We start from the raw sequence: 25,930 nt of genomic DNA on the forward strand, positions 1-25,930 counted from the left end.
ATAAACACCAAAAAACAACATCAACGCTTTATAAAATTTCCCATACCACTAAGCTATAGGCTTCGTGATATCGATTACCAAATCCTAACCGCCTTATTCTATGAATTTTTAAAGCGCCTTCTTTTTCTAACTTTTCTAGAGATTTCAAATAGGAATTTAAATAGTTACGTTTAATATGGTATTTTTCTGCCACGATATCAAATTGACTATCATCATATAGCTCTATAAAAGGCTCCATATGAACAAATCTCTTTGCACCAGATCGAACAAGATAAGTTAATATACTTTCAATATTCGACCCAAGCTGTTCAAGTGCATGAAATGAAAACACCAGACCATCACTGAGCTTAACGCTATCAGCCCCGTTTAGATCAAGCATATTGAACTTTTGAAAGGCAAGCTCATATCCAAATCTATTTAATCGTTCAACAATCTTTCCTGAAGCTTCTGCCCAATCCAGCCCTGTAAGAGAAGATTTAGGGTACATTTTTCTAAGCATCAATAGACTATTCGCAGTACCACAACCTAGCTCAAAAATGCTTTCATTCTTATTTAAATAAAGAAGAAAGACAGATTTACGAATAACTTTATCTAGCAAAAATTCAAAGTTTGTCTGAACGGGTTCAATATAGTTACCTTGAAACCTGATTTCCTTATACTTTCCAAAGTATTGTGGCGAAACAATATCCTCAACATCATAAACTTCCCCATCTAGTCGATTGAGTATTTCCCCCCAGCCTTTCTCCCAAACCTCATTACAATTACTGCCAGATACTCGAAATTTATTCTCTTTGAGCTCTGACTCAATCTCAGAAATAATGGCTTGTTGTCGTTCAGGTGAGCATTCCTTGTAGGATAAGTAAGGCATCTCAATATGCATCTTTAGCTGCTCACGCTCTTGATCGTTAGCATCGAGCATATCCGCCAGCATATCAACGGTAAGGACCTTTTCAGCCTGTTCTAACATCAGAATGGCCCTCTAAATTTCTTATACACATCTGCCATCGACTTTTCATCGGGCAGCTGAATAGAGGACGAAGACTCTCCCAATACTTCGAGGATATCGCTAACCAGAGTCTGCAGGTTCGGGTAATAGAGGTCTTCAAGGGCTTTGGCCGTTGGACAAGGTGTTGACACCATACCGACAGACTTCATTGGCGCTTTCAAACGGTGTGGAATGTTTTCACACACCAGTCGCGCCACTTCAGCACAGGTACCAAATTTTAACCAGCTGGTGTCTGCGACCAATAATCGACCTGTTTTCTCAACACTGGCTAATACCACTTCTTCCGTAATATCAGAGGTGCAATGCAGGTCAATAACTTCACACTGTATACCAAAGGCTTCTAAATGTTTCGCAGCGCGTAAGGCTTCTAGCACCATGATTGAAGTAGCAACAATGGTAATATCCGAACCTTGACGAGCAACATAACTCTGGAGGCTCTGCTCACCTTTACGCAATGCTGCTCGATCAACATCAAAATTCAGGTCATACATCAAACGATGCTCTAGGGACACCACAGGTGAGTGATAGTCGTTTAGCAAGTAATCATAACTTTCTAAAATCGACTGTGAGCTGGATGGCATGATCACCTTAAGCCCAGGAAAGTGACTGAGCAGCGACTGCGGGCTTTGTGAATGCTGTGCCCCCTGCCCCCAACTGCGGCCAACGACTGCACGAATAAAAATTGGCACTTCATGATGCCCACCAAACATATATTTGTATTTGGCAGCCATGTTCAGCACTTGGTTTAAAGCAAGAAACAGAAAATCAGCACGGATATGCACATGAATAGGACGTAAGCCATTCATCGCTGCGCCCATACAAATACCGGTAATGCCTTCTTCAATAATCGGCACATCTTGCACACGCTGGGCACCAAACTTTTCTGCTAAGCCTAAGGTTGTGCCAAAAGTGCCTTTAAAATCATCCACACCTTGGCCAAAAATCACACTGTTATCGTTACGTTCCAGTGCGTTGTGCATACTTTCAGCAAGCGCTTCACGATAGGTTACTACTTCAGTCATGTTCGCACTCCTTTAGTATACGTCTTGGTATAGGTCGGTGATGGTTGGAAATGGGCTGGCTTCAGCAAACGCAACGCTGTCTTCAATCAACTGATTGACAGCCGGCAATAACGTCTCATAGGTTTGTAGGTCCGTTAGCAATGGGTCGTTAGCACGCCACTCTGCTTGCTCGCTTTCGTCGCGGTAACCTCCATAAAAGTCTTCACCGGGCCCCACGTGCTCCATGTAACGACAGGTGTCAATTTCAATAAAGAGCGGGCGTGGGTTTTCTCGGTAGCTTTCCAGTATCTGGGCAAACTGCGTTTGCACTGCACAGAAATCATAACCTTCCTTGATGTGGAAAGTATCAATGCCATAACTCTGCACATGTTCGCGGATGGCATAGCTTTGACGTGCTTGCAGGCGCGTATGCACGGCAAACTGATTGTTTTCACAGATAAAGATGATCGGCAGCTGATGTAGGGAGGCAAAGTTCAACGACTCATGATAAACCCCCTCTTCTGTTGCACCATCCCCAAACACACTCAGCGTCAGATCTGATTTGCCCAGTATTTTATTCGCATAAGCGTTGCCAACCGCATTAGGAATACCACTGGCCACCACCGCAGATGTCCCCATAAAGCCAACTTGAGGATAAGCAAGGTGCATTGAGCCCCCTTTACCACCACAGCTGCCATCAATCTTGCCAAACAACTCGGCCATCATGGCATTCAGATCACCACCTTTCGCTAAGTAGAATGCATGGGATCGATAGGTGGCAAACATTCGATCTTCTGGCTTCAGTAGGGAGCACAGGCCGACGGCAACCGCCTCCTGACCAATGGAAAGATGCACTGGGCTTTGCACTTTATCACTCGGATACAGGCGAATAATTTCTTCTTCGACTCGACGAATTAACAGAGCTTGGCGATACAGCGCTTCGTAGTTGTTGGAGTTAGTCATAATCGTCTCTTCGTTTAACGTTGTAGTACGCCTGCGCCAGAAGCAATTCGAGCGCGCCAATAATTCAATAGGTCTTCCATGGTTTTCTCAAACGGTATTTCTGGACGCCAACCTGTATGGGCTTGGAATTTAGCCGTATTTGGCAGTTGTAAATCTGCATCTAATGGTCGTAATCTTGCGGCTTCCTGCTCTACCTGAATGTCCTTGCAAGTTGATAAGGAAATAAGGTGATGCAGCATGTCCTCAACAGAACATGAGAAGCTACCGCCGATGTTGTAATACTCACCGGGGATGGGGTTTTCCGTCACCAACATAAAGTAGGCGCGTACCGCATCGCGCACATCAGACCATGTTCTGAGAGATTGCAAATTACCTGTTTTAACGACCGGAGCCATTAAACCGGCCTCGATCATGGCAATCTGCTTTGCAAAACTAGACTCAGCAAACACATCGCCACGTCTTGGCCCGGTGTGGGTAAACATGCGTGTCGACATACATTTTTGACCGTATGCTTCCGCATGAAAGCGAGCAATCAAATCTGTGCCGATCTTTGAGATGGAATAAGGGGACGCAGGGTGGAAAGAGCATTCTTCATCAATCGGCAGCTTTTCTTTTGGCACGCGACCAAACACTTCAGATGAGGAGCAAATATGAATGACAGGATCGTAATCACTTAAACGTAGCGCTTCAAGCAGTCTCTCCGTACCCAAAATATTGACATCCATGGTTTGAATTGGTGACGTAAAACTTGTGCTAGGGTAACTTTGCGCCGCCAAATGGAATACATAATCGGGTTTTGCCTGATTGACGACATGCACTAACGAAATGTAATCAGTTAGGTCACCATCCAGAAAGAAAAGTCGATCTTTACGATTTACCCGTTCAAGCAAATGCGACACATTGTCGAGCGGGCTGCGCCAACGGCACATGCCATAAATATCCCAATCTGTATTCTCAAGCAGGTAATCGGCCAAGTGTGAGCCAACCATTCCGGTGATACCTGTAATAAGCACTCGTTTTTTATTCACGAATCAACCACTTATAAATTAATGTTGTTTAAAACGATGATAATCATCAGGGGTACCAATATCAATAAAGGGCTCTTTTCCTAGATAAGCCACCAACTGATCGCCGGTAATGTTGGGGAATACATCCTGCTCCAACGAACACGCTTTTAAAGGTGGCAGCTCATCAAAAAGCTCTTTGTTCAGCATGTAAGCACCAGCATTAACCCAACCCGCAGTAGAACAGCCCTTTTCTTTAAAAGCTTCAATAACACATTTTTGATCAGCTAAATTTAACGTACCGAACCTAGACGCTTCGTCTACATACGTCGCATAAATGGTCGCAGTTGCATTATTTTGTCTATGTGTTTCTCTTAACTCATTCAGCTGATAGCGACAAAATGAGTCACCATTAATGGCAATAAACGATTCCCCTTTTATCAAAGGCAAAGCATGCTTGATTGCTCCTGCCGTCCCCAGAGGAAATGGTTCAACCACCACCTGAATTTCTGCTTCAAAAGGTTGGCTTGCAAAGTAAGCTTGAATGTATTCGCCCATGTAGCCGGCACAAAGTACGATACGTCGAACACCTTGACTGACAAGATGAGTTATTAAGTTTTCTAGAAATGGCTTTCCTTTAATATCAGCCATTGGCTTCGGTCGATCACTCACCACCGAACGCAGACGAGTACCGAGCCCACCACATAGGATTACCACATCAGGAGGGCTTTGCATGGCTCTCATTTGGACTGGTGCCAATTCGAAACACAGGGGATCTTAGAGGTATCGCATCGCTCAGCAAATTTACCGGCGATATCCATTACCTCTTCCATTAGACCTGCCTGAAGCGTTGTTGGGCTCAGACCATCGTTGAGGAAGCAATCGTTCATAACATGCAGATCGTTTTCATCGGCCTCAAATCTTGGATTCTTCACAAAGTCTATTTCTGAATCCGTCATCTCAGCGATCATTTTCGCCAGATCGCGTACACGGTGGGTTTCCGTCATCTGATTGTAGATTTTGACTGGTTCACCTTTCTCAGGTGGATTATTAATCGCAATTTCAATACAACGGACGGTGTCCTGAATATGGATAAAAGCACGTGTTTGACCACCAGTGCCATGAACCGTTAAAGGGTAACCAATCGCGGCTTGCATCAAAAAACGGTTCAAAACCGTGCCATAGTCACCATCGTAATCAAAACGATTGATTAACTCTGGGGCCAGCTTGGTTTCTTTGGTTTGGGTCCCCCAGACAATGCCTTGATGTAGATCCGTAATTCGAATGGCATCGTTTTTGTTGTAATAGAAGAAAAACAGCTGATCCTGAGTTTTGGTCATGTGATAAACGCTACCAGGATTCGCAGGGTAGAGAATCTTCAGCTTTTGCTGTGTTCCAGCATCGGTCTCGACATTGACATCTAAATAGCCTTCTGGAATTTTCATACCCGCCGTACCGTAGCCGTATACACCCATGGTACCAAGATGCACTAAATGGGTATCCAGACCACTTTCTACAATCGCACAGCAAATATTGTGAGTAGCATTTAGGTTGTTACTGACGGTGTAGCGTTTATGCTTAGACGACTTCATCGAATAGGGTGCAGCACGCTGCTCAGCAAAATGCACAATGACATCTGGCTTATAGTCTTCCAGTGTCGCCAATAAGCGATCGTAATCCACAGCAACATCTAACTCGCAAAAGTCGATGTGTTTACCCGATACTCTTTTCCAAGCCTCAATTCGCTCAGACAAACTCGCAATAGGGGTTAAAGAAGCAGCCGTCAATTCTTCATCAATGCGTCGACGTGAAAAATTGTCCACGATGAGAATGTCATGTCCGCAATTAGATAAATGAAGCGCCGTAGGCCATCCACAAAACCCATCACCACCTAATATTATTATTTTCTTACTCATACCTAACCTACTGCGTTGAATTTCAAGGGCATTTCTTACTTCCTAAATAGACAATCATGCACAAAGCTCATTCCCATGTTGCGCCCAGATATGAGTCTTTTAAAGCCTGCAAAGCGCAGATAAAGGAATAAACCTTTTACAGCGTATCGTCTGGATATCCCTTTGTATCGGATATCTATAGCAAAACTTAATGATTTTTTCGCTCGTAGCTGACTTTGCTCAATATCTTTCAATAGCAAATGAGCAAACATCCCCACGCTCTTGAGCATCCTAGGATCCAATGTATCCGCATACAGGTGCGGCCAAATCAATACTTTTAAGGCTTCTCTGTCATAGGAAAAACCAAGAATTTGATACTCTCTAGCCAATATCCGTAAATGCGCATCTTGCTGACGCGCAAAGTTATCGCTGCTTTCTTGCTGGGAATGGATGCGATATTGAACCAACTTCCTCTGAATACATCCCACTCTGGTTTTGCCAAGCAATCGTAGCCAGCAATCGTAGTCCGCCGCCCCTCGGAAGTTAGTATCCACCTTAAGCTCACTTAAAGCAGCCTTCTCTGTATCCACTACGACACCAGGGTTCAATATGACATTATAAAGAAGCATAAGCGCATGAATATCTTCATGTTTTTCCGGTGGAAAAAAGTCAAATTCACGATCGCCGAACGCATGATAGGCGCAACTCACCATCCCTAAGTCATGATTTTTCAGGTAAGCTAATTGCGCTTCAATACGCTCAGGCTCAAATAAATCATCCGCATCGGCTAGCGCAATAAAGCGAGCATTAGCTAACTCAAATAGCCTATTTCTAGAAAAAAGAATCCCTTGATTGCTTTCATTTCTATAAAGAGACAGACGAGGATCGCGTTTAGCCATCTCGACGAGTATGTCGTACGTATCATCACTGGAGGCATCGTCTAGCACTAACACCTCGAGATTTTTATGCGTTTGATTTAACAGGCTTAATATTGTTTCTTTCACAAATCGAGAAGCATTGTAGACAGGAAGGCATACTTGGACTTTATCTGCTGCATTATCCATTAGCGGCTTTCTCGTTCAACCAGTTGAACTTCTTATGCCACTCTTCAGCTTCGTCGATACCAAGCTTTTGTAAGGCAGTCTGGATCTGAAGCATATACTGCTTGAATAAACCAAGTTTTTGAGTTTCAAATGGCTGCCCATAAGCAACTCCTCGGATAAACTGATCTATTTCAGATTCATCTACCTGACCAATCAAAGGCGCCAAGATTTCCTGCACAATGTAAGCTCTATGCTTCATTTGCAGGGCATCATTCTGAGCAGACACACTGGTGAAATGAACACGTACGTGAAGCAGAATTTCAGGTATAGCGTAAATTTTCTTACCCGCTAGCAACGCTCTAGCGAACAAATCCATATCTTCCATGTGCAAGTAAGTATCACGATAACCTAGCTCCCGCATCAGCTCTGTTCTAGCCATGATTGAACAATGACAAAGAGGGGTTTTACCCATGAGCAATAATGTTGCGGTATCCTCAAAAGTACGGCGATAGTGCCAAACATCTTCTCTTTCACCAAAGACGTTTACCCAAGAACCTAGAATTGCACATTCAGGATGTTGTTCAAGGTGTTCAATCTGCTTTTCAAAACGGGAAGACTCTGAAATATCATCGCCATCCATTCGAGCGAAATACTTGCCCTTGGCCACACTAATCAGTTGATTCAGTCCTGCTACAAAACCATGGCTATCAGCTCGAATTAAGCGGACTCTTGAATCTAAGTTTTCATAATGCTGAATAATCTCTCTGGTCTGATCTTGTGAATGATCATCAAGTACTAGTAGCTCGAAATCTCGATAAGTCTGATTCAGGATACTTTCTAAGGCTTGGGACAAAAAAGCCTCACCATTTTTTACAGGCATGGCAACGGTAATCATAGGCATCATGAAAACTCCCATCTCTTAAATAAAGTGAGTGCATTAGCTACAGCATCATCCATATCAAAGTACTGATACTGAGCGAGGCGTCCAACCAATGTTAAGTTTGGCACTTGTTCAGCCTGCGCTTTCAACTGTTTAAATATGGTTTGTGAGTACTCATCAAACACGGGGTAGTAAGGCACGCTGGCAGCGGGATCATTAGGATCGTAATCAATCGGAAACTCTTTGACGATAACCGTCTGCTCCGAGTTCTGACTACTATTAGGGATGTGCTTAAACTCAGTAATGCGTGTCATGCTTGGATGCTGAGGATAGTTCACGGTGGTCCCCTGTTGGAAGGTCTTCAATTCGAGTGTTTCAAACTCAAAACGCAGAGACCGATACGGCAATGCCTCATGATCCAACTGAAGCAGGTCTAGATTAGCGCTGTAGATCACCTCCCCATTGAATGGCAGCCCATCTAACTCAATGCTTTTCGCCATCAAATCGATGTTTAAGCGCTCTCGAAAATCGGTTTCCAATTGCACATCAATCAAAGGGCTGGCAAGCATATTGCTCACCATAGCTGAGTAGCCATTTCTGGGCACGCATTGATAAGGATCGGAAAAATAACCATCCTCTTCAGAACAGACAATTGGCACTCGCGCCGTCACCGCAGGATCAATCTGTTCTGGCGTTTTGCCCCACTGTTTGGTGGTGTAGTTGATGAATACCTGCTGGTAAACCAAGTCGGCTAACTTAATCAGCTCTTCATCTTGCTCTTGGCGTAGTGCCAATATCGAGACTCGAGCACCTTCGCCAAAGCGAGTGCGTAACTTGCTGATTAGCAGTTCTGCGTACTCATTAGGGAAACAGGCGCGAATGCTCGTGAAATTAAAGGGTAAAGGAACCTGCACTTCCTGACCCGCGAGCGTTAAATTTGCCGTCACCCTATGACGGTAATCCACCCAGTCAGTGAAGTGTGATAAATACTGATAAACCGATTCATTATCGGTGTGGAATAAATGCGGACCATACTGATGCACTAAGATGCCAGTCGCTGCATCCACATAGTCAAAGCAATTCCCTGCGATGTGGGCACGCTTTTCAAGGACGAGGACGGTTTTGTTTAGCTGGTTGGCAAAACGTTCAGCTATTACCGCACCAGATAATCCTGCGCCAACGATCACGACATCGTACACAATTAGCTCCTAACAATTTCTTGTAATACGTCAACACTCTTATCACGCTGCTCATACAGGCGCTTATGGCGATCATCGAAATAACAGCCTTCATAAGGAGCAATATAAGACTCAAACAGTTCTCTATATCCCATATTTAAAAGGTTTAACGCTGCACAAAAGCGATGATGCGCAATACCTTGGTCTACGATGAGTTGCGAGATGCCGAAGGTACTTGCCTCTTTAACGGCTGCGATTTGATCTTCTAAACAGCGAATACGTCGCTCAGGGGAGTTTTTGGTACGACCAATAAAGCTCGCTGAATGAATCCGATAACGCCCTAATACCTGGTCAATGAAACCAATCGAGCCTTTCGTATACAGAGCATTCATTATGTGTAACGGATAATCCAAGATAATTTGGCAGTTTTTGTTCACAACATTGGCAAGGTTTTCATGGGCGCGAAATGCAACCGAACTGGCATTGATATAATTACCGTAACGAATCAAATCGGAGACATCAGTAATTGGCGTCAAGTATTTAGCATTATAGAAATCTCGGGTGTACATACCCAACGACGCGCCAGTCTCATCATCAAATTTTTCGGCTTCATGAAAGGCAATTGAACACTCTGGATGAGCGTCTAGGTAATTGACTAAGGCCTGTAGTTTCCCAGGTAAGGCCACATCATCGCCATCCATATAAGCAATAATATCGCCTGTGGCAAGTTCAAATAAACGACGTTGTGTGCCTGCTAATCCTAAGTTTTGCGAATTCTGATAGATCGCTAAACTTGGATACTGTCGTGCAAACTCACACATTACCTGCCAGGTCCCATCGCTCGACGCATCATCAATACAAATGACTTCATACTTGAAATCAACCTGCTGCTGCAGCACGCCTTCAAGACATTCTGCAATATAGCGCTCTAGGTTATACGCTGGGATTACCACACTAAGACGCACAGACGATTCCTTTTTATAAATAGTTAGAAGCGAACTTGACGAGCTAAAATAAGAAATAAGTTAGCGCCGTCCCAAATTGAGTCAAAGTTCAATGCTTGGCCCAGTGGACTAAATTGTCGAACTTGGCAACAACCGGCAATCAGAGCTCTCTGCTCTCTTGCTAAACCATAACACGCTACAGATTGAATATTTTCAGGTAAGAGATTTGAACATTTATTCAAAGCATCGAGACAGGTCTGCCCTACCACACCGACTAAGCGCTGCTCACTACCTAATAGACTCGCTGCGTCAATAACATGAATATGGCCGCGATGTACTTCTGCCCCACCCAAAGCACACAAATACTGGCTGGCCGCCAGTCGCTCATTATTTGGGAAGGCATTCGCTAAATATGTATCCACGACCTGCCAGAACTGCTGCTGTAAGGCTGCATCGGTTTGGTACCAAAACACCCATTTAGGTGACGCACAGGCTTGCTGTTGGTAAGTACTCACATCGCGTGCAAACCCCTCTGCCAATTTGGGCAGTTTCGGGATATCTGCTTCCGTTAAATGGAGCACACTAACTGAATAGCGATCTGGAAAGACCCATTCTTGTGCTTGAGCGGGCAGTACAATTTGACGAATGGTTTCAATGCTTTGATCACTGCCCCACAGCATCCGCAGCTGACACCATTGAGTAAATTGTTGCGTCAAATCAGAACGCTTATCGTAGCTGATAAAAGCCTGTTCAGATAACCCATGGGTTTGTTTGTCCAATGAGTCTAGGAGCGCAAACAATGCTTGCTGATCGTCGGTCAGCTGCTCGCTCACACGCACTACAGTTTGGTTGCCCATTATGTAGGATAATGCCCAACTGTAGGCAAATAGACCTTCCACATTGGACGGCGACACAATAAATACACGCCCCACTGGGGCTAATATCACTTTGTCATCGTTGACGTATTCTTGTTGCCATTGACGCAGTTGCGACTCTCGTAACCAAAAACCCAATGCTTTTAATGCAGCACTGAAATCCTCAGAGAGTAGCTTCTGTGACAGAGCAGAGAGAAACGCGATGCGCTCATTGGAAAACGCCGCAACCTGAGTGCGTGTCCAGCTTAGAAAATCAGAATTGCCAGCCCATAGTCGAATATTAGAAGACATCACTGCAGCCTCGCACTTCGGTTTTCGGTAAACGCCCTAGCACTTCAAAATAACGGCCCTTACGACCACAGGGGCAGTTATCTTCCCCTAAAAGGCGGCCAAGGTCTTCGGTCAAGATCGAGTGTCCTGGGTAACTCGTTGGGATAAAGGACAATACCTGAATTAAGCCAATCTCACCGACGTCCTGCTCGGCTAGCGTTTCCTGATCACGAATAATCACATCGGCGTAACTTGGCGCGTGCAAATGCCCATGCTCACATTCTACAAACACACTGCCAATTTGTTCGACCATACCGTAGAAATTATGGATTGCCACCTGTTCACCAAGGGCTTGGCGCACCGTGACTTTGAAGGTGTCGTTGGACACCGCTTGATCTTGCAGTTTTTTCCAGCCACCAGAGTGAAACAGCAAGGCTTGAGGCAGCTGATTCGATCGACCTGACACGATTAAGGGCTGAATGAAATGCTGCCATACCATAAAGGTAAAACCAAAAACCAAAACAGGCTCATCGGCGTATTTTTCAATGAATTCATCAATGGCTGGCCAGTTCGGTGTCATATCCGCGTTTAGCGCATAAGTATGATCTCGACCTAAAAAAGAAAGCCCCTGCACCCCCGCACCACGGGCGGAAAAGCCAGCTTTATCGCCAGTTAAGCCATCGTGATCGATAATCAACATTGGGCGACGAGCTTTACCCGTAAAAGAGGATAACAGGGAAACCAACACCTTAGATTGCAATGCCGCCGTATCGCGATCCAAGACGATTTGTGACTTTACTTGTGAGGTTGTGCCAGAGGATGTCAGTGTCTTAAACACATTGTCTGGTAAGGTGCTGCTTAGGCGCAGCATTTTAAATAACCGTGCAGCCACAAATGGCACAGCGTCTAACGACTCAGCAACGCCCGCTTGCTGATTTTGGCCAGCAAGCAAATTCGCGTACGGCTGACAGTTAACTTGATGAAGCTGTGTCAGGCGGTTTAGCTCGCCCAGTAACCAAACCTGCTTTTCTGCTTTGGCAAGACCAAATATCTCAAGGGACCTCCAATCGCTCATACTTCTATCACTCATAAGCCCACCTGCTGTTTTAAAGTCGGGTAATCCACCTTGCCATTGTTGGTATGTGGAATCTGTTCGAGCAGTAGTAGCTGATAAAACATTGGATGAATATTGAGCTCTTTCAGATAGTGCTCAATCGTAGTTTGTTGCTGCGCATCCGTATAGGCGATAACCAGTTTATCTTCTTGCCCTAAGCAGGCATTCTCTGTCACGCCACGCTGCTTTAATGTTTCTTCAAGATGGGCAAGGCTTAAACGCTTGCCTTGCATCTTGATAAAGCGGCTTTTACGGCCAGTGATGAAGAGGTAACCATCTACGTCACGCTTGGCAAGATCACCTGTGTAGAGAATCGCCGCGCCCTGCCCTAATGTAAGGTCATCTCGGTTTGCGGCATAACCCATCATGACATTTTCGCCTTGATAGACCAGCTCCCCTTCTTGATCAGGTTCAGTGATTTCAGAACCATTTTCATCCACCAAAGATAGCTTCCCACCTGGAACGGAGATACCGATGGAGCCGAGCTTTTCTAATAAATGCTCAGAGGGTAAATAGGAAATACGCGGCGCCGCTTCGGTCTGTCCGTACATCACATAAAAACGTTGCTGGTTGGCTTGGCAGTGCTCAGCAAATGCTTGCAATATTTCATTACTAAGCTTGCCACCTGCTTGAGTGAAAACCTTAAGCGCTGGCAAGGACATATTAAAGAAGCGCAAGCGCTGTAAGGTTTCAAAATGAAACGGCACCCCGGAGAGAGAGGTCACCGCATGCTCTTTCATCAACCCCCAAAATGTTTTATCCGTAATGCTTGTATCGGTAACGACTAGGCTGGCCCCTGACCATAGATAGGAATTCAGAATAGACAAACCAAACGAATAGGTTAATGGTAGCAAGGTAATAGAACGTGCTGTGCTATCAAGCTCCAAATACTCGACAATGGCAGCAGTATTAGCATCTAGATTCTGAGCTGAAAGGCGCACCATTTTCGGTGAGCCAGTACTGCCAGAGGTAGACAGTAACAGACGCAAATCGTCGTGTGCTTTCTGCCCCACAGTCAATGGCGCGAGCACTGAGATCCGATTACTGTGTAGCAGGAAATTAGGCTGGTACTTAGTGTACTGCTCAAGCTCAGCGGCATCGCTTAACAAGATCATCGGCGCACGCGCCACCAAACAAGCGAGGTAATCGACAATGGAGGCAATATTATTCTCCATCACTAAAGCGACCACTTGATTAGCGGCTAACTGGCTCGCCACCCGCTCGACTTGCTGCACCAATTGCCCATAAGACACGGTTTGCTGAGTATCGATCAGGACAATACCAGTGTGTTGTTTGATTCGTTCAATAAGCTGCATGATGAGTCCTTAGGGCAACTGTAAGCCGCCATCAACAGAAAGCACTTGGCCTGTCATAAAAGCAGATTGATCGCTCAGTAAAAAAGCCAATACCTGCGCAATGTCTTGAGGCTGGCCTAAGCGTTTAAGTACCGTCGACTTCTGTATAGCGCTGCGTTGCTCATCACTTAATTCAGCGATTAAAGGTGTATCAATCACACCAGGGGCCACCGCATTAACACGAATGCCGTACCGACCTAACTCCTTGGCAAGGGACTTGGTCATGCCCTCAATGGCGGCTTTGGCGGAAGCATAAGCTACTTGGCCAATACTGCCCTGCTGGACCACCACAGAGGACAGTAAAGTAATCGCCCCCTGCTGCTCACGCATCATTAATTTGGACGACCACTGACTGAGTAAAAATGCCCCAGCCACATGCTCGTTCAACATCTGCTGCAACGCCGCCGCGTTGGTAAAGTGAAACGGTTGAGTAATCATAGAACCGGCACAATGAGCCAATCCGTATAGGGTCAACTCATTGTCACGCAAATAGCCATTTAATGTTTTAAAGGCCGCTTTTAACGCCGCTTCATTGGTCACATCAAAGGGCAATGCAAAACCACCAATGGACTCTGCAAGGGCTACACAATCCGCTTCACTGCGACTGTTAACCACCACCCCATAGCCTTGTTCGGCAAGCGTTTTCGCCAAGGCTAAACCTATGCCACTGGTAGCACCAGTGATCAGTACGGTTCGTCTAGTTGGCTGTGATAAGCTTTGATCGAGTGGGCGCATTGCGAGAGCCTTTTATCCGTTTTTAGAATACAACGTCGTGCTTTGCGAGAATCTCTTTGGCGATTTTCACCGAACTCATTTCGATAATGTCGTCCATATCCAGCATGACATCAAATTCTTTTTCTAACGCCGCTACCAACACCATATGCGCGACAGAGTCCCACTGAGGAATGGTGTTGTACTCTAGCTCATCCACCACTTGGCTCGCTTCAATGTTTAAACTGCTGGCAAAGGCTGTAACCAAACGCTCGTTATTTGTCATAGTAATCGGTACCTACTCTTCAAACGTTTCGTTTAAGAAGACTGTATGTTTAGGAGAAACGCGATAAAAGCGGTAGTAAGCGCTCTCTCGCTTGCTCAAATTCTGGTTGTGTTTTACTGAGAAAGACCCAGTTGTCATTTTGCTCGCCCACTCGATAACCCAAGCTTTCATTAAAACGTAACGCCGCTTGGTTATGGGGCGCTACTTGGGCGCTAATGCATGTGATCGGCAGTTGCTCAAAACACCATTCACTTAAGCCGACCCCAACGCAGATAGCGAGCATACTGCCACGGTATTTTTCATGGCCTATGTACAGCCCAGTGCTTGCGCACTCCGACTCATCGAAAGAGGCATTAGCGTAACCAATTAATTGATCACGGAACCACAGGGCAAAATGGTGGCGATTTTTGTGTTCACCTAAACGCTCAAACCAAGCCTGTTGTTGAAGTGGAGATATCTCACTCTGGTCTACCATCATCAAGCGAATATCGTCACGATTGCGCCATTGGCGTAATTGCTCGATATCGCCTTGCTCAATGGCTCTAAACTCAATTTGGTAACGCTTAAATATGACTGCCATACTCCCCCACAAGGGCTAAATTATGTTACCAAGCGAGTAGTCAACACTGTTTTGACCACACGTTCAGCCCCTAATCCATCAACACATTCACGTGCCAAGTGTGAGCGTTCAGCCAAGTCTGTTTGCCAAACGCTTAGAACATGATTAACCACTTGATCCACTAAGCCCAAGCGCTCATTCGGCACGCAGCTGATAAAGTCCGTCGCCGAACACCAACCGAGCGCAGTGTGTTCTTCAAGGGCATCTTTCTGATTGTCTGCCACCTGAATAAAGTGCGTCGGTACACCCATACACGCTAGCTCAAATAAAGTGCCGCCTGCCGCAGAAATGGCAAAACGACTTCGAGCCATCAACCCAGATACCTGAGTCACACCTATTTGGCATTCGATACAATGTTGTCGGCAGTAGGCTTCTATTTCTTTAGCGTTTTGCACACCAGAGCCTACCATAACCAGCATAGAACTCGAAGGAAAGCCTTTCCCAAACAACGACTTAATAAAGGGTAAGGTTAACTTTAAAGGATCGGTCCCACCAAATGTAAGCAGGAGTTTCTGTCGGTCTGAGTGTTGCAAGACCTGCTGAAAATGAAATTGAGGACGCAGTAGAGCGAACCAACCTCCCGTTAAAGGGAATTGCACACTTTGCGTATAAGAAAGGGAGAGAGGGTTGAGCAGCCAACGACAGTAAAAAGCACCACGATTGTTATTATCGTCTAACACGAGAAGGTTAGGGTTGAGCTTAAACAGCTCGTTTATTGCATCAGCATCGTATCCATAATGATCCAATACTAGAATATCAGCTTGGCGGGCTAGCTCATGCCACTCAAATTCATCTTGAAACAGGAAATCTTCTGTTTTAGTGAAATCAGAACAGGAACCATGAACGACAAATCGAACATTAGCTCCATGCTTAATAAAAGCTTCAGCAAGCACTTCACTGCGCACTCGATGCCCCATACCGATTGACACGGAAGCATCGGCACGAATAACAACTTTTAGTTGAGAAGATCCCATGATAGTGGCTGACCTAACTGGACATCAGTATTCAAGGTACGACCAATGACTTCATTCCAGTGCTTGGGCGCTAAACCTAAAGAAGGGCGAATGATCTTAATATGCTCCGGTTGAACAAGCGTGCCTGCTGGCAAATCTTGGGCAATATATATCGAACGTCGATATTTCTTTGCCTTTTGCTCAGCCTCAGAACCACCATATTTGACTGTACCAATCGCCGCATAAGCCTGCTGGCAATTTTCAACAAGCGCCGCCATTTCCGCCGGCTCCATCGAAAACTCAGCATCCACCCCTCCAGCAGAGCGATCCATCACAAAGTGCTTTTCAATTACACTTGCCCCCAAGGCAATCGATGCCACAGCCGCCCCAATACCACGAGTATGGTCGGATAACCCTACTCGGCAGCCGAATCGTTGCGCTAAATCTGGAATGGTGGCAAGGTTAGAGTCTTCCATCTTTGCAGGGTACGTACTGGTGCATTTGAGCAATACCAGCTCCGCCCCACTGATATGACGAAAAGCCGCAACGGCCTCCTCAATCTCCTCAATGGACGCCATCCCAGTAGACATAATGGTCGGCTTACCCGTGGCAGCAATCTTTTGAATCAGAGGGATATCCGTCAATTCAAATGACGCCACTTTATACAGTGGCACATTGAGGCTTTCGAGAAACTCTACGGCAGAGGCATCGAATGGCGAGCTAAAGGCCACTAGACCAAGCGAGTTTGCATACTCAAACAACGGCTGATGCCATTCCCAAGGGGTACAGGCCTTGCCGTATAAATCGTACAGATTCTGCCCTTGCCACAGACTGTCCGCTTCACCGATCATAAACTCTTCGTTGCGCACGTTCAGCGTCATGGTATCAGCGGTGTAGGTTTGCAGTTTGATCGCATCCACACCGGCATCCGCCGCCGCCTTGATCATCGCTTTAGCCGTGTCAAAGTCTTGATCGTGGTTGCCGGAGAGCTCAGCAATGATAAAAGGAGACGTCAACACAAAAACACCTCTAGCCGTTATAGTTACGAATTAAGTGATCATCACCTTTATCGATAAAGTCCGAAGCCTGCTCAAGCATTACGGGCATTTCATCAAGGAACTCACACCAAATATCATAAACATCTTTCGCCTTGGCAACAGCGACTTGATCTTCTTCTATTTGATACATAACAGAAATTATTAAGAATGCTGCCGAGGTAAAAGACCCTTTAAGCAGATCATAAATATAACGACCACCTGTCGCCTTCATCAAATACAGTGTGCGGTGATACTGCCATAGCAAATGAATCACTTGCGCTTTAGAATCAAAGTCCCTCCAACCTGACTTCAGCATATTCACCACCTCTTTAAACTCATTAATGCGCAACACCTTTTCAGGAGCTAAGCCAATCAAGCTTTGGGGGGCTTTACGCGTAAACAGCTGATATAGACTTCCAATCAATACTTCTTTGTCAAAAGGCTGATCAAAAATCATGACATCTTCAATATGTAGCGGCTCAGCACCATTAATTTTGGCGCCATTGGATAGGTTATAGCAATTAATACCTTTCACCTCGCGCATACGGTTTAGCAGAGCCCCCAACTGAATACGGGACATATTCATAAAATTGGTAGAGCGAACTTCTCCACCAAAATTACCCGGCACAGGAACCGTTCGAACTGTGGCAAAACTCTGAAATCCAGATTCTTTACCATCTTTATAATAACCACTGTGCTTAGAATGATGGTTTTCGTGACTTACATAGCCATTATCAACACCTAAAAAATAGATATTCTTAAAACCAAAGTAATCACAATAAGAAAGGGCCAGATTCGCCACGAAAGGGGCGGAATGATTCATCGGCATATAAGACTGCCCTTCAGCAGCAATCGCAGCGCCAATCAAGGTCACAATCGCTTCACCGGGCTTACCACCGGTGATAGTACGATCAAAGTAGTCATAAAAGTCAGGATGCATCACATCGACCGTCAAGCCAACAACCCCTTCCAATTCACTTTTCTCAAAGAAAGTGAATTTATCGACGGTTTGCTTCATTCGCTCAACATCAACATGGAAATCTGGTTTGATACCAACTTTGCGCAAAGTATTAATGGTAGAACCACAAGAAATAATGAGCACTCGGTCTTTTATTTCTTTTAGCAGCTCAATGCCATCATCTAAAGACGGGCCATTACCGACAATAAAGACTGGAATATCTTGCTGCCAGCGGGGAAGCTTTGTATCGGCATCATAAAGGCACAAATTCATTTTAGGTAACGCTTTTAAGCCATGGGCCACACCAATCAAGGCATCATCAAAAAAGCCCCACCCCATTGCTTGTCTCGGATAATTTTCACGAAACTCATTTAAAGAGTTCTCGAGATCTGGGCTTTTATATCCTTTATATAGATACGTTTCAGGGGCCCAGAAAAAACCATTTTCTTCTAATTGAGTCAGGTATTTATCTGTAATATCCTTAGCCTGAACACCTAACAAAAAGTTTATAGTGTGTCCATCTCGGTTGAAGTGCTCTAATATTGGATTCCAATCAATAGAAAAAAGTGAATAATAGAAATAATCTAATTCTTTCTCATAAATATAAAGATGCTTAATTTCTCTAAGCTCGACAATTTTTTCAAGCTGATAACCAAGTTCTAAGCCGAAGATAACTAATGCTGGTACAAATTCAGGTAACGTAACAGGTCGAGTGTAGACAGCCTCTACCTCTCGCAAGTACTTAATCATTCTATTGCCGTACTGAACATGTCTACTAGGATGGGCAAGCTGCCTCACTAGACCTAAATGTGTCTTCAGTGGTTGGGCAACAAATTCATTAACTTTTACCAACGCGCTTTCACGAGGACGCTCAGAGAAAAGAGAAGCATTTAGCTCTTTGACGTATAGATTCAAATCGCCACATTCTTCTAGATAGATAGCACGATTTTTAGGTTTATAATCTTTAAACTCCTCATAAATATGAGGCATAACGGCAGCAAACAAGTTCATATTGTCACGATATCTTTCAGAGAATTCTTTGTCTTTCTCTTTTAATCGCTTTTGGCCTTCTTCTACTTTCTGAACCAATGACTGAATTTTGGAAATAGACTGCTGAAGATTACTATCTAGCACGATTGGAAGCCTTGTTATATTGCTTTAGGCCTTTCTTAGCCTTGTTAAATTTCTTAAGATTTTGCGTGGCAAACTCACGCTCTTGTTGGCAGTGAGTTTGAATGGACAAATAAAGCTCAATAAAAGATTTCAATGCTGTATTGAAATCATTATCGGATGACGCAGATAAATGGGAAATGGCGTTCTGGTTACCAACAACCAACTTATTCAATAAGCCATAATCATGGGCTTCAAAAGCCTCTTTCATATCGTTGGTTAACTGCTCAAGCTGTTCCAACGTCATACTAAGCTGTACCCAGTCTCTGCTGCGACTGCATAGCATAAGCCTCTTGCTTATCTGCTTCCCCTATTTGATCCCAGGCACCTTTAATCTGTAACAAAAGAGCCATTACACTATCTATTTTCTCAATATCCATATTTAGACTTGCTTCGTGGATCTGGGCAATCATAAATTCGTATAAAGAATCAAGGTTATCAACTAACTCAGGATTTGCATCTCTCTCCAATGAGTCGCGCAAAGCATTAATAATCTCTACCACTCGCGTCAACGTACTTGATTTAGCTTCCATGTCACGTCGTTCGATAAACCCTTTGCTTAAAGCAAGTCGCTCTAACGCCCCTTGCATTAGAAGCTGTATCACACGATGTGGGTCTGCAGATGCTAAATCCGATTTTAACGAACCTTTTTTATATTCGTTAATGCCTTTATTACCGTACATATAAACCTCTTTAGCGATTAGCTGCTACTACTCAAGCTACTTAACTGAGTTAATAAGTAGTCCCCATTTGAAGACATGCTCGCAAGTAACGTATCAAGCGTTGTGAAACGCTCTCTTAGCTGCTCTTCATACAGCTCCATTCGGTACTCGTAATTTTCAAGCTGCGTCTCTGTTTTATCTACTGACTCTTGGGATGCATCAATCATGTCTTTAAGAAGACCGCCAGAGCCAGTAAAGTTATCTAGATAGTCAGACATAATATTCGCTAAGCCGTTTTCAGATGAAAACAGAGTCACAACATCATCGTAACTCTCATCCATAGCTTCGCTGAACTTAGCAGAGTCGAGAGACAAGTAATTATTGTCGTCCATTTCGATACCAAGGTCGAAGATAGAACTCAAAGCACCAGCGTCATCAAACACTGTCATAAGGTCTGAATTCAAAGAAGATTCAAGTCCTCGTATCAAGCTACTTCCATTTAACACTGCACCGGTAGCAGTATAGGTATCAAATTTGGTCAACAGTGAATTGTAAGCTTTCACAAACGACTCTAGTGTTTCTTTAACTGTATCAGTGTCGTAATTAACAGCTGCGGTTGCAGCCTCTAAGTTACCACTACCATCATATTCTGACTCTGCCAGCGCTTTGATGGTCAGTCCTGACACTGCACCCTCAAATGTATTGGTATCACTATTGATAGTAATGCCATCAACGGAAATGATTGCATCTTGAGCGCCATCACCAGCGGCAATACTCAGACCAGCCGTACCAGTACCTGTCGCAACAGAAGATACATTGTCCAATGACTCATCAGTATTCGTCACTACCAAATCATTACCGTCGCCTGATACATCAGAATTCAATGTTAAGTAAACATTCCCATTGCCATCGTCAACTAGGTTAGCAGACACACCAAAATTGTCTGACGCATCATTAATTTGCTCACGCAATTCGGACAATGTCGTATTCGCAGCAACTGAGATAGTGAAGGTATCATCACCTGCAGTGAACGTTAGGTCACCACCTGTCGCAGAAACAACATCATCGCCGGATGAAAATAAACCGGCCGCAGAAACACTACGTGAACCTTGAGCTAACTGGGAAACAGAAATGTTGTAGGAGCCGTTTGAGGCGTCACTGTCTGCAGTCACAGAAACAATATCACCTGAGGAAGGTTGTGTTGTCGTCGCCGTACGACCAGTAAAAAGACTTTCATCACTTAGATCTTCAACTGCGTCTTCAAACGCTTCAAGAGCGGATTTAATCGCACCGTAAGCGGATACTTCCGATTCAAAATCACTGATCTTATCTTCGTAAGCAGCCACCCTAGTGTCCCGCTGAACACTAACCATGTTAGTAACGAGCGTTTCTAGGTCCAAACCTGAACCTACACCTAACGATGTAACCGACATAATTCCTCTCTTTCAGCTGTTAGGCTGATATTACACTTCGCTATTGATCAAGTTTCCTTTTAAATCTGTCAGCTCGCCAAAAATACTATCGAGGCGTTTTGACATTTCAAGAAACTCTTCAGATGGGATTTGTCTCACCAAATCACCCGTTTCTTGATCAACAACTTTTACAATATTGTCAGATCCGTCTTCAGTCATTTCAAACGACAGCCCCACACTGAGCTGGCGCATCTTGATATTGACTTCTTCCATTTTCACTTCATCAACAACTTCTTGGTTGGATGAGCCATTAGAAGAAGCAAGATCATTGCCACTTTTGGAATCTTCTGACGTATTACTTATATCGGCAGATTGTTTAATCACTTGAGACTCTTTTTGCTTTGCGTCGACAAATTCTTGCTCACTAACTTGAGTTTGCTGACCTGTTTGCAAAGGCGACAAAGAGTTTCTTGAAAAATCAGAACTAATAGACATGGGCTCTCTCCCAAAAACAAAAAAGCTGGAGTAATACTCCAGCTTTTAGATATTACTCTATTAACCTAATAAGGATAGCGCAGTTTGAGGACGCTGGTTAGCCTGAGCAAGAATAGATGAACTTGCTTGCTGTAGGATTTGCGCACTTGTCAATGAAGCAGTCTCTGTTGCGAAGTCTGTATCACGGATACGAGAACGCGCAGCGGAAACGTTTTCAGAGATGTTACTCAAGTTACTGATAGTAGATGAGAAACGGTTTTGCACCGCACCCAGCTCAGCTCGTTTTGAGTCAACCGCAGCAATCATACTATCAATCGCAGCAATCATACTTTGAGCATTGGCTGCAGATGAAATAGAGATAGTTGAAGCTGTTAAAGACTGCATTGCTGTAGAAGAGGCTGTCTGCATCAAATTCTCAACAGTGAAACCACCACTGGTCATATCAACAGAGTTGCTAGCTCCAACATAGCCCATAGAGAAACTAATGGTTTGGTTTGCGTCTGCGCCCACTTGGAAAGTACCGTCATAAGTACCGTCCAAAAGATTCTGACCACCAAAAGTAGTAGTACTTGCTACACGGTCGATCTCCTCACCAAGTGCCGCCATCTCTTGTTGAAGCGCAAGGCGGTCTTTGTCAGTGTTTGAACCGTTGGCAGACTGAACCGCAAGCGTACGCATACGCTGAAGCATGTTAGTAGTCTCATCCATTGCACCCTCTGCAGTTTGCGCTAGAGAGATACCATCGTTCGCGTTACGAACTGCTTGGTTCAGACCATTGATTTGAGAAGTCAGACGGTTAGAAATCTGTAGGCCTGCCGCGTCATCAGAAGCACTATTGATTCGCAAGCCAGAAGACAAACGTTGATAAGCTGTATCAAGCGTATTGCCAGATTTCATCAACTGGTTCTGAGCATTCAGAGATGAAGTATTAGTATTTACATATAAAGCCATAATAGCCTCCTAGTTTCGCCATGCGGCTTGCTGCCAAGCAAACCTTTAATTGGTGAAAAGATCGCCAAATCTAAATTCACCTAAAACCTCTTGTTTACGTTAACGGCGAAGCTAAAAGGAACTTTAACGTTTTTTTGATATTTTTTTCCGCTCATGGCAAAAAAACACCGCCAAAGTCGGCAATACTTTGTTTTTTATGGTTTTTTCCTCAATAAGTTTTTTCTTAAATCGCTAAAAAAATATTTAAAATCAGTTATTAGAACTATTTCTATGTCTTGGCATGCTGCTTGCTGTATTAAAGTCATGGGAGCACGCCAATGCCCCCATAAAAAAAGCCAAGTGCGCTAACACTTGGCTCAAAAATCACTTCTAGGAGTAAGAAGCGAGAAAGGTTTCGAATGTCTTCGCCAAACCTCTTGCCTCCGGCATTCGAAATAAGCTTCAAGATATGAGCGGCCTGATCAGCCGCTCTTTTTTTATGTATTAGCCCCCTAGCAATGAAAGTGCTGTCTGAGGACGTTGGTTCGCCTGCGCAAGAATAGTTGAACTTGCTTGCTGTAAAATTTGCGCACTTGTTAGAGTCGCAGTCTCTTCGGCAAAGTCAGCATCACGAATACGTGAACGTGCTGCCGATACGTTTTCAGAAATATTACTCAAGTTACTGATAGTCGATGAAAATCGGTTTTGAACAGCACCCAATTCAGCACGCTTTGAGTCCACGGCAGCAATCATGCTATCAATTGCAGCAATCATACTTTGAGCGTTAGCTGCTGAAGAAATTGAAATCGTACTTGCCGTCAAAGACTGAACACCTGTAGAAGAGGCTGTTTGAATAAGTCCCTCAACACTAAAACCTTGCGGTGTGGTTGTAGTCAAATCAACACTATTGTTAGCTCCGATATACTGCATAGAGAAACTTATGGTTTGGTTAGCGTCAGCACCAACCTGGAAAACACCACTGTATGTACCATCAAGCAAGTTTTGCCCACCAAAAGTCGTCGTTTCAGCTACACGGTTAATCTCTTCAGCTAGCTGTCCCATTTCTTGCTGTAGGGCTACACGATCTTTATCAGTGTTTGAGCCGTTAGCAGATTGAATTGCCAATGTACGCATACGCTGCAACATGTTAGTTGTTTCGTCCATCGCGCCTTCTGCTGTTTGCGCTAGGGAGATACCATCGTTGGCATTTCGAACGGCTTGGTTTAGACCGTTAACCTGAGAAGTCAGACGGTTTGAGATTTGCAGACCCGCTGCATCGTCAGCAGCACTGTTAATACGCAAACCTGAAGACAAGCGCTGGTAAGCTGTATCAAGCGTGTTACCTGAGCTCATCAATTGACGTTGTGCATTAAGCGATGATGTATTGGTATTTACGTACAAAGCCATGATTAAGTTCTCCTAGAAATGTAAATTCTTTATCGCAACCTTTTGATTTAATTGATTATTTGGCTGCATCTTGCATATTTAAGTTATCGTCACATCCAGAAAAATCTTTAATATTTTTTTAAATTTTTTTCTTTCGCTTCGTAAACAATAATTATGCGTCGCTGTACTTACATTTACGGTCAGTGGTTGGAGATCTTTAATACTTTTTTAAGAAATATGATCAATAAAGCGAAGATCAAAGTCGCCAGGTAATACAACCTTCGACACCTTCACATCATCGTTTTTATCAAGAGAGATATCTGATGGAGAAATAAACGCTTTAGTAGTAATGCTATACACCTGCCTCACTAAAGACGGAGAAAGTGCATCACTAAGCGTAAGAACAAAACCGAGTCTGCCATTTGACAAGGCGACACAAGACCCTACAGGGATTGGGCCTAAGCTCTTTATAAAAAGAGTTAAGATGTTTTTATCGAAGGCTACCCCAGCTTCTTTTTTCATCTTTCTGAGCGCCTCTGCTGGAGTTAAAGCTGCCCGATGAGCCTGCTCTGATGTAAGGGAGTCGTATGCATCAACTATAGAACCTATTTTCCCATAAGCACTGATCTCATCGTCAAACTTTCCTTGAGGATAGCCAGAACCATCAAGTCGCTCGTGATGCTCCCAAAGCATTTGGTAGACGACTTTAGGTATCTCCGACGAGCCAGACAAAAGTACCTCCCCAAAGCTTAAATGCTTTCTAGTAAGCTGAAACTCCGCCTCTGTCAGTTTTCCTGTTTTTTTGGCAATAGCATCCGGCAATTTAAAGCGCCCTATATCAAATAACAGCGCTCCAAGCACAATGACTTCTATAAAGCGGGGAGTTAGCTGAAGAGATTTGGATAAGTGACAAGCCAAAATTGCACAGGCAATTGAATGCTGTGCAATATAATCTTCTGAGTTTTGTATGTGCCGCGCGACAAGAAGTGAGTATGGATTACGGTCATAAGACTCCATCAGCTTTTTACATAAACCAGAAAGCTTAGCTACACTCAGCGGTTCTCCAGAAATTGTCAGCTTTGCTTCTTCCTGCAATAGCTGAACACCCCGCATCATTAGAGAAGTCGCGCGTTCAATTTCCTTATGAAATGGCACTGTCGCAGTATTATGCCTGCGAGCAATCATAAGCTGTTGATCTGATTCAGCTTGAGGAGGCCTACCTTCAGTCTCCTTTCCATTTTCTTCAGATTCAATCGCGCTCGCCAGTAAGCCATTTGATTCTATTCTCCCTTCTTTGTAAGCCAACACATAGTCACGAGTATTATCATTTAAGATGGAGCGAAAATAGTCATACAAACTCTTCCCTTTTGAATGGAACTCCCTAAGAGTTTTTGATAGTCCCTCCCCTTTCAAACGCCTAACGCTCGTTACAGACTTACTTAGAGAAATAGAATAACATAACATTATAAGCTTCTCTTCAGCTTCATAACGCCGCTCATAGTCTGTACTGGTGATATGAACATCTCGAAAGGGGGAATGAAATGGTAGCAGCTCTTTATTAAGAGTAGCTTTTAACTCAGACAAGAGCACTTGTCGAATGGCAATGCTCACAATATGATGCTTTTCGCCATGTTTTTTTATTAGGTTGGCTACACGCTCTGTTTCAAGAATGTGCCGGCTGATTCCCAACACTTCGAGCAACTCAAATAAATCGAAATAGGCAAAGTCAATATTTACGCCAAATAAGCTTATTACATCAAACTTTGCCATACCATGCCTTTAA

Annotated in this window: 26 protein-coding genes; all 26 read right to left on the bottom strand. The window is 44.2% G+C overall.

The genetic code is table 11. The features are described from left to right. Positions 1-28: 28 nt before the first annotated feature. Positions 29-967 (bottom strand): class I SAM-dependent methyltransferase, encoded by a 939-nt coding sequence (locus ACXAC1_RS03480; RefSeq protein WP_475058794.1) that lies wholly within the window; start codon positions 965-967, stop codon positions 29-31. After that, the gene (locus ACXAC1_RS03485; RefSeq protein WP_475058797.1) at positions 967-2,028 is read right to left on the bottom strand and encodes an alpha-ketoacid dehydrogenase subunit beta; all 1,062 of its coding nucleotides are present in this window, start codon (positions 2,026-2,028) and stop codon (positions 967-969) included. Before ACXAC1_RS03485 ends, ACXAC1_RS03480 begins: the two co-directional genes overlap by 1 nt. A 12-nt stretch (positions 2,029-2,040) precedes the next feature. Further along, a complete protein-coding gene (locus ACXAC1_RS03490; protein WP_475058799.1) occupies positions 2,041-2,970 on the bottom strand; it encodes a thiamine pyrophosphate-dependent dehydrogenase E1 component subunit alpha in 930 nt (309 codons plus the stop codon). Between the two features lie 14 nt (positions 2,971-2,984). Continuing rightward, positions 2,985-3,998, bottom strand: coding sequence for a GDP-mannose 4,6-dehydratase (locus ACXAC1_RS03495; protein ID WP_475058802.1), 1,014 nt, complete (start codon positions 3,996-3,998; stop codon positions 2,985-2,987). An 18-nt stretch (positions 3,999-4,016) separates the two neighbouring features. After that, on the bottom strand, positions 4,017-4,709 hold the full coding sequence (locus ACXAC1_RS03500; protein ID WP_475058804.1) for a nucleotidyltransferase family protein: 693 nt from the start codon (positions 4,707-4,709) through the stop codon (positions 4,017-4,019). A gap of 5 nt (positions 4,710-4,714) precedes the next feature. Further along, positions 4,715-5,890, bottom strand: a complete 1,176-nt coding sequence (locus ACXAC1_RS03505) for an NAD-dependent epimerase/dehydratase family protein (RefSeq protein ID WP_475058806.1) — start codon at positions 5,888-5,890, stop codon at positions 4,715-4,717. Positions 5,891-5,925: 35 nt separating this feature from the next. Continuing rightward, positions 5,926-6,933: a glycosyltransferase family 2 protein gene (locus tag ACXAC1_RS03510; RefSeq protein ID WP_475058808.1), complete on the bottom strand. Its 1,008-nt coding sequence runs from the start codon at positions 6,931-6,933 to the stop codon at positions 5,926-5,928. After that, positions 6,926-7,816, bottom strand: coding sequence for a glycosyltransferase family 2 protein (locus ACXAC1_RS03515; protein ID WP_475058810.1), 891 nt, complete (start codon positions 7,814-7,816; stop codon positions 6,926-6,928). Before ACXAC1_RS03515 ends, ACXAC1_RS03510 begins: the two co-directional genes overlap by 8 nt. Next, entirely contained in the window at positions 7,813-8,991 is a 1,179-nt protein-coding gene (gene glf, locus ACXAC1_RS03520; protein WP_475058812.1) for a UDP-galactopyranose mutase, read from the bottom strand. The genes ACXAC1_RS03515 and glf overlap by 4 nt, the downstream gene beginning before the upstream one ends. A gap of 2 nt (positions 8,992-8,993) precedes the next feature. Then, positions 8,994-9,935 (bottom strand): glycosyltransferase family 2 protein, encoded by a 942-nt coding sequence (locus tag ACXAC1_RS03525; RefSeq protein WP_475058814.1) that lies wholly within the window; start codon positions 9,933-9,935, stop codon positions 8,994-8,996. Between the two features lie 23 nt (positions 9,936-9,958). Further along, on the bottom strand, positions 9,959-11,080 hold the full coding sequence (locus ACXAC1_RS03530) for an acyl-CoA reductase (protein WP_475058816.1): 1,122 nt from the start codon (positions 11,078-11,080) through the stop codon (positions 9,959-9,961). Then, entirely contained in the window at positions 11,070-12,149 is a 1,080-nt protein-coding gene (locus tag ACXAC1_RS03535; RefSeq protein ID WP_475058819.1) for a LuxE/PaaK family acyltransferase, read from the bottom strand. The genes ACXAC1_RS03530 and ACXAC1_RS03535 overlap by 11 nt, the downstream gene beginning before the upstream one ends. Beyond that, positions 12,146-13,489 carry an AMP-binding protein gene (locus tag ACXAC1_RS03540; protein WP_475058821.1) on the bottom strand — a complete coding sequence of 448 codons (1,344 nt, stop codon included), beginning with the start codon at positions 13,487-13,489 and terminating at the stop codon, positions 12,146-12,148. The genes ACXAC1_RS03535 and ACXAC1_RS03540 overlap by 4 nt, the downstream gene beginning before the upstream one ends. Positions 13,490-13,498: 9 nt before the next feature. After that, positions 13,499-14,263, bottom strand: coding sequence for an SDR family NAD(P)-dependent oxidoreductase (locus ACXAC1_RS03545; protein WP_475058824.1), 765 nt, complete (start codon positions 14,261-14,263; stop codon positions 13,499-13,501). Positions 14,264-14,285: 22 nt separating this feature from the next. Continuing rightward, on the bottom strand, positions 14,286-14,525 hold the full coding sequence (locus ACXAC1_RS03550) for an acyl carrier protein (protein ID WP_417273719.1): 240 nt from the start codon (positions 14,523-14,525) through the stop codon (positions 14,286-14,288). 49 nt (positions 14,526-14,574) lie between these two features. Next, on the bottom strand, positions 14,575-15,105 hold the full coding sequence (locus tag ACXAC1_RS03555) for a GNAT family N-acetyltransferase (RefSeq protein ID WP_475058827.1): 531 nt from the start codon (positions 15,103-15,105) through the stop codon (positions 14,575-14,577). A gap of 20 nt (positions 15,106-15,125) precedes the next feature. Further along, a complete protein-coding gene (locus ACXAC1_RS03560) occupies positions 15,126-16,118 on the bottom strand; it encodes a PseG/SpsG family protein (protein WP_475058830.1) in 993 nt (330 codons plus the stop codon). After that, the gene (gene pseI / locus ACXAC1_RS03565; protein ID WP_475058833.1) at positions 16,100-17,116 is read right to left on the bottom strand and encodes a pseudaminic acid synthase; all 1,017 of its coding nucleotides are present in this window, start codon (positions 17,114-17,116) and stop codon (positions 16,100-16,102) included. The genes ACXAC1_RS03560 and pseI overlap by 19 nt, the downstream gene beginning before the upstream one ends. A 10-nt stretch (positions 17,117-17,126) precedes the next feature. Then, a complete protein-coding gene (locus ACXAC1_RS03570; protein ID WP_475058835.1) occupies positions 17,127-19,226 on the bottom strand; it encodes a motility associated factor glycosyltransferase family protein in 2,100 nt (699 codons plus the stop codon). Continuing rightward, positions 19,216-19,509, bottom strand: a complete 294-nt coding sequence (gene fliT / locus ACXAC1_RS03575; protein WP_475058838.1) for a flagellar protein FliT — start codon at positions 19,507-19,509, stop codon at positions 19,216-19,218. Before fliT ends, ACXAC1_RS03570 begins: the two co-directional genes overlap by 11 nt. A gap of 1 nt (position 19,510) precedes the next feature. Beyond that, positions 19,511-19,945 carry a flagellar export chaperone FliS gene (gene fliS, locus ACXAC1_RS03580; RefSeq protein WP_475058841.1) on the bottom strand — a complete coding sequence of 145 codons (435 nt, stop codon included), beginning with the start codon at positions 19,943-19,945 and terminating at the stop codon, positions 19,511-19,513. A 17-nt stretch (positions 19,946-19,962) separates the two neighbouring features. Continuing rightward, positions 19,963-21,357, bottom strand: a complete 1,395-nt coding sequence (fliD, locus tag ACXAC1_RS03585; protein ID WP_475058844.1) for a flagellar filament capping protein FliD — start codon at positions 21,355-21,357, stop codon at positions 19,963-19,965. Between the two features lie 30 nt (positions 21,358-21,387). Then, the gene (locus ACXAC1_RS03590; RefSeq protein WP_475058846.1) at positions 21,388-21,831 is read right to left on the bottom strand and encodes a flagellar protein FlaG; all 444 of its coding nucleotides are present in this window, start codon (positions 21,829-21,831) and stop codon (positions 21,388-21,390) included. Between the two features lie 60 nt (positions 21,832-21,891). Next, a complete protein-coding gene (locus ACXAC1_RS03595; RefSeq protein ID WP_475058849.1) occupies positions 21,892-22,782 on the bottom strand; it encodes a flagellin N-terminal helical domain-containing protein in 891 nt (296 codons plus the stop codon). Between the two features lie 483 nt (positions 22,783-23,265). Next, positions 23,266-24,168, bottom strand: coding sequence for a flagellin N-terminal helical domain-containing protein (locus tag ACXAC1_RS03600; RefSeq protein WP_475058852.1), 903 nt, complete (start codon positions 24,166-24,168; stop codon positions 23,266-23,268). A gap of 207 nt (positions 24,169-24,375) precedes the next feature. Next, complete coding sequence (locus tag ACXAC1_RS03605; protein ID WP_475058854.1) at positions 24,376-25,917, bottom strand: HD-GYP domain-containing protein; 1,542 nt, start codon at positions 25,915-25,917, stop codon at positions 24,376-24,378. Between the last annotated feature and the right edge of the window lie 13 nt (positions 25,918-25,930).

The sequence above is a fragment of the Marinomonas sp. AWM4_232 genome (assembly GCF_056158325.1).

Excerpts from the sequence above, each read along its gene's own strand:
- ACXAC1_RS03550 (WP_417273719.1), bottom strand. The coding sequence starts at position 14,525 with ATGACAAATAACGAGCGTTTGGTTACAGCCTTTGCCAGCAGTTTAAAC.
- ACXAC1_RS03545 (WP_475058824.1), bottom strand. The coding sequence starts at position 14,263 with ATGCGCCCACTCGATCAAAGCTTATCACAGCCAACTAGACGAACCGTA.
- fliS (WP_475058841.1), bottom strand. The coding sequence starts at position 19,945 with ATGTACGGTAATAAAGGCATTAACGAATATAAAAAAGGTTCGTTAAAA.
- ACXAC1_RS03560 (WP_475058830.1), bottom strand. The coding sequence starts at position 16,118 with ATGGGATCTTCTCAACTAAAAGTTGTTATTCGTGCCGATGCTTCCGTG.
- fliT (WP_475058838.1), bottom strand. The coding sequence starts at position 19,509 with ATGACGTTGGAACAGCTTGAGCAGTTAACCAACGATATGAAAGAGGCT.
- ACXAC1_RS03555 (WP_475058827.1), bottom strand. The coding sequence starts at position 15,105 with ATGGCAGTCATATTTAAGCGTTACCAAATTGAGTTTAGAGCCATTGAG.
- ACXAC1_RS03490 (WP_475058799.1), bottom strand. The coding sequence starts at position 2,970 with ATGACTAACTCCAACAACTACGAAGCGCTGTATCGCCAAGCTCTGTTA.
- ACXAC1_RS03595 (WP_475058849.1), bottom strand. The coding sequence starts at position 22,782 with ATGGCTTTATATGTAAATACTAATACTTCATCTCTGAATGCTCAGAAC.
- ACXAC1_RS03530 (WP_475058816.1), bottom strand. The coding sequence starts at position 11,080 with ATGTCTTCTAATATTCGACTATGGGCTGGCAATTCTGATTTTCTAAGC.
- ACXAC1_RS03500 (WP_475058804.1), bottom strand. The coding sequence starts at position 4,709 with ATGCAAAGCCCTCCTGATGTGGTAATCCTATGTGGTGGGCTCGGTACT.
- ACXAC1_RS03590 (WP_475058846.1), bottom strand. The coding sequence starts at position 21,831 with ATGTCTATTAGTTCTGATTTTTCAAGAAACTCTTTGTCGCCTTTGCAA.
- ACXAC1_RS03510 (WP_475058808.1), bottom strand. The coding sequence starts at position 6,933 with ATGGATAATGCAGCAGATAAAGTCCAAGTATGCCTTCCTGTCTACAAT.
- fliD (WP_475058844.1), bottom strand. The coding sequence starts at position 21,357 with ATGTCGGTTACATCGTTAGGTGTAGGTTCAGGTTTGGACCTAGAAACG.
- ACXAC1_RS03540 (WP_475058821.1), bottom strand. The coding sequence starts at position 13,489 with ATGCAGCTTATTGAACGAATCAAACAACACACTGGTATTGTCCTGATC.
- ACXAC1_RS03480 (WP_475058794.1), bottom strand. The coding sequence starts at position 967 with ATGTTAGAACAGGCTGAAAAGGTCCTTACCGTTGATATGCTGGCGGAT.
- ACXAC1_RS03535 (WP_475058819.1), bottom strand. The coding sequence starts at position 12,149 with ATGAGTGATAGAAGTATGAGCGATTGGAGGTCCCTTGAGATATTTGGT.
- ACXAC1_RS03600 (WP_475058852.1), bottom strand. The coding sequence starts at position 24,168 with ATGGCTTTGTACGTAAATACCAATACATCATCGCTTAATGCACAACGT.
- ACXAC1_RS03485 (WP_475058797.1), bottom strand. The coding sequence starts at position 2,028 with ATGACTGAAGTAGTAACCTATCGTGAAGCGCTTGCTGAAAGTATGCAC.
- ACXAC1_RS03505 (WP_475058806.1), bottom strand. The coding sequence starts at position 5,890 with ATGAGTAAGAAAATAATAATATTAGGTGGTGATGGGTTTTGTGGATGG.
- ACXAC1_RS03515 (WP_475058810.1), bottom strand. The coding sequence starts at position 7,816 with ATGATGCCTATGATTACCGTTGCCATGCCTGTAAAAAATGGTGAGGCT.
- ACXAC1_RS03605 (WP_475058854.1), bottom strand. The coding sequence starts at position 25,917 with ATGGCAAAGTTTGATGTAATAAGCTTATTTGGCGTAAATATTGACTTT.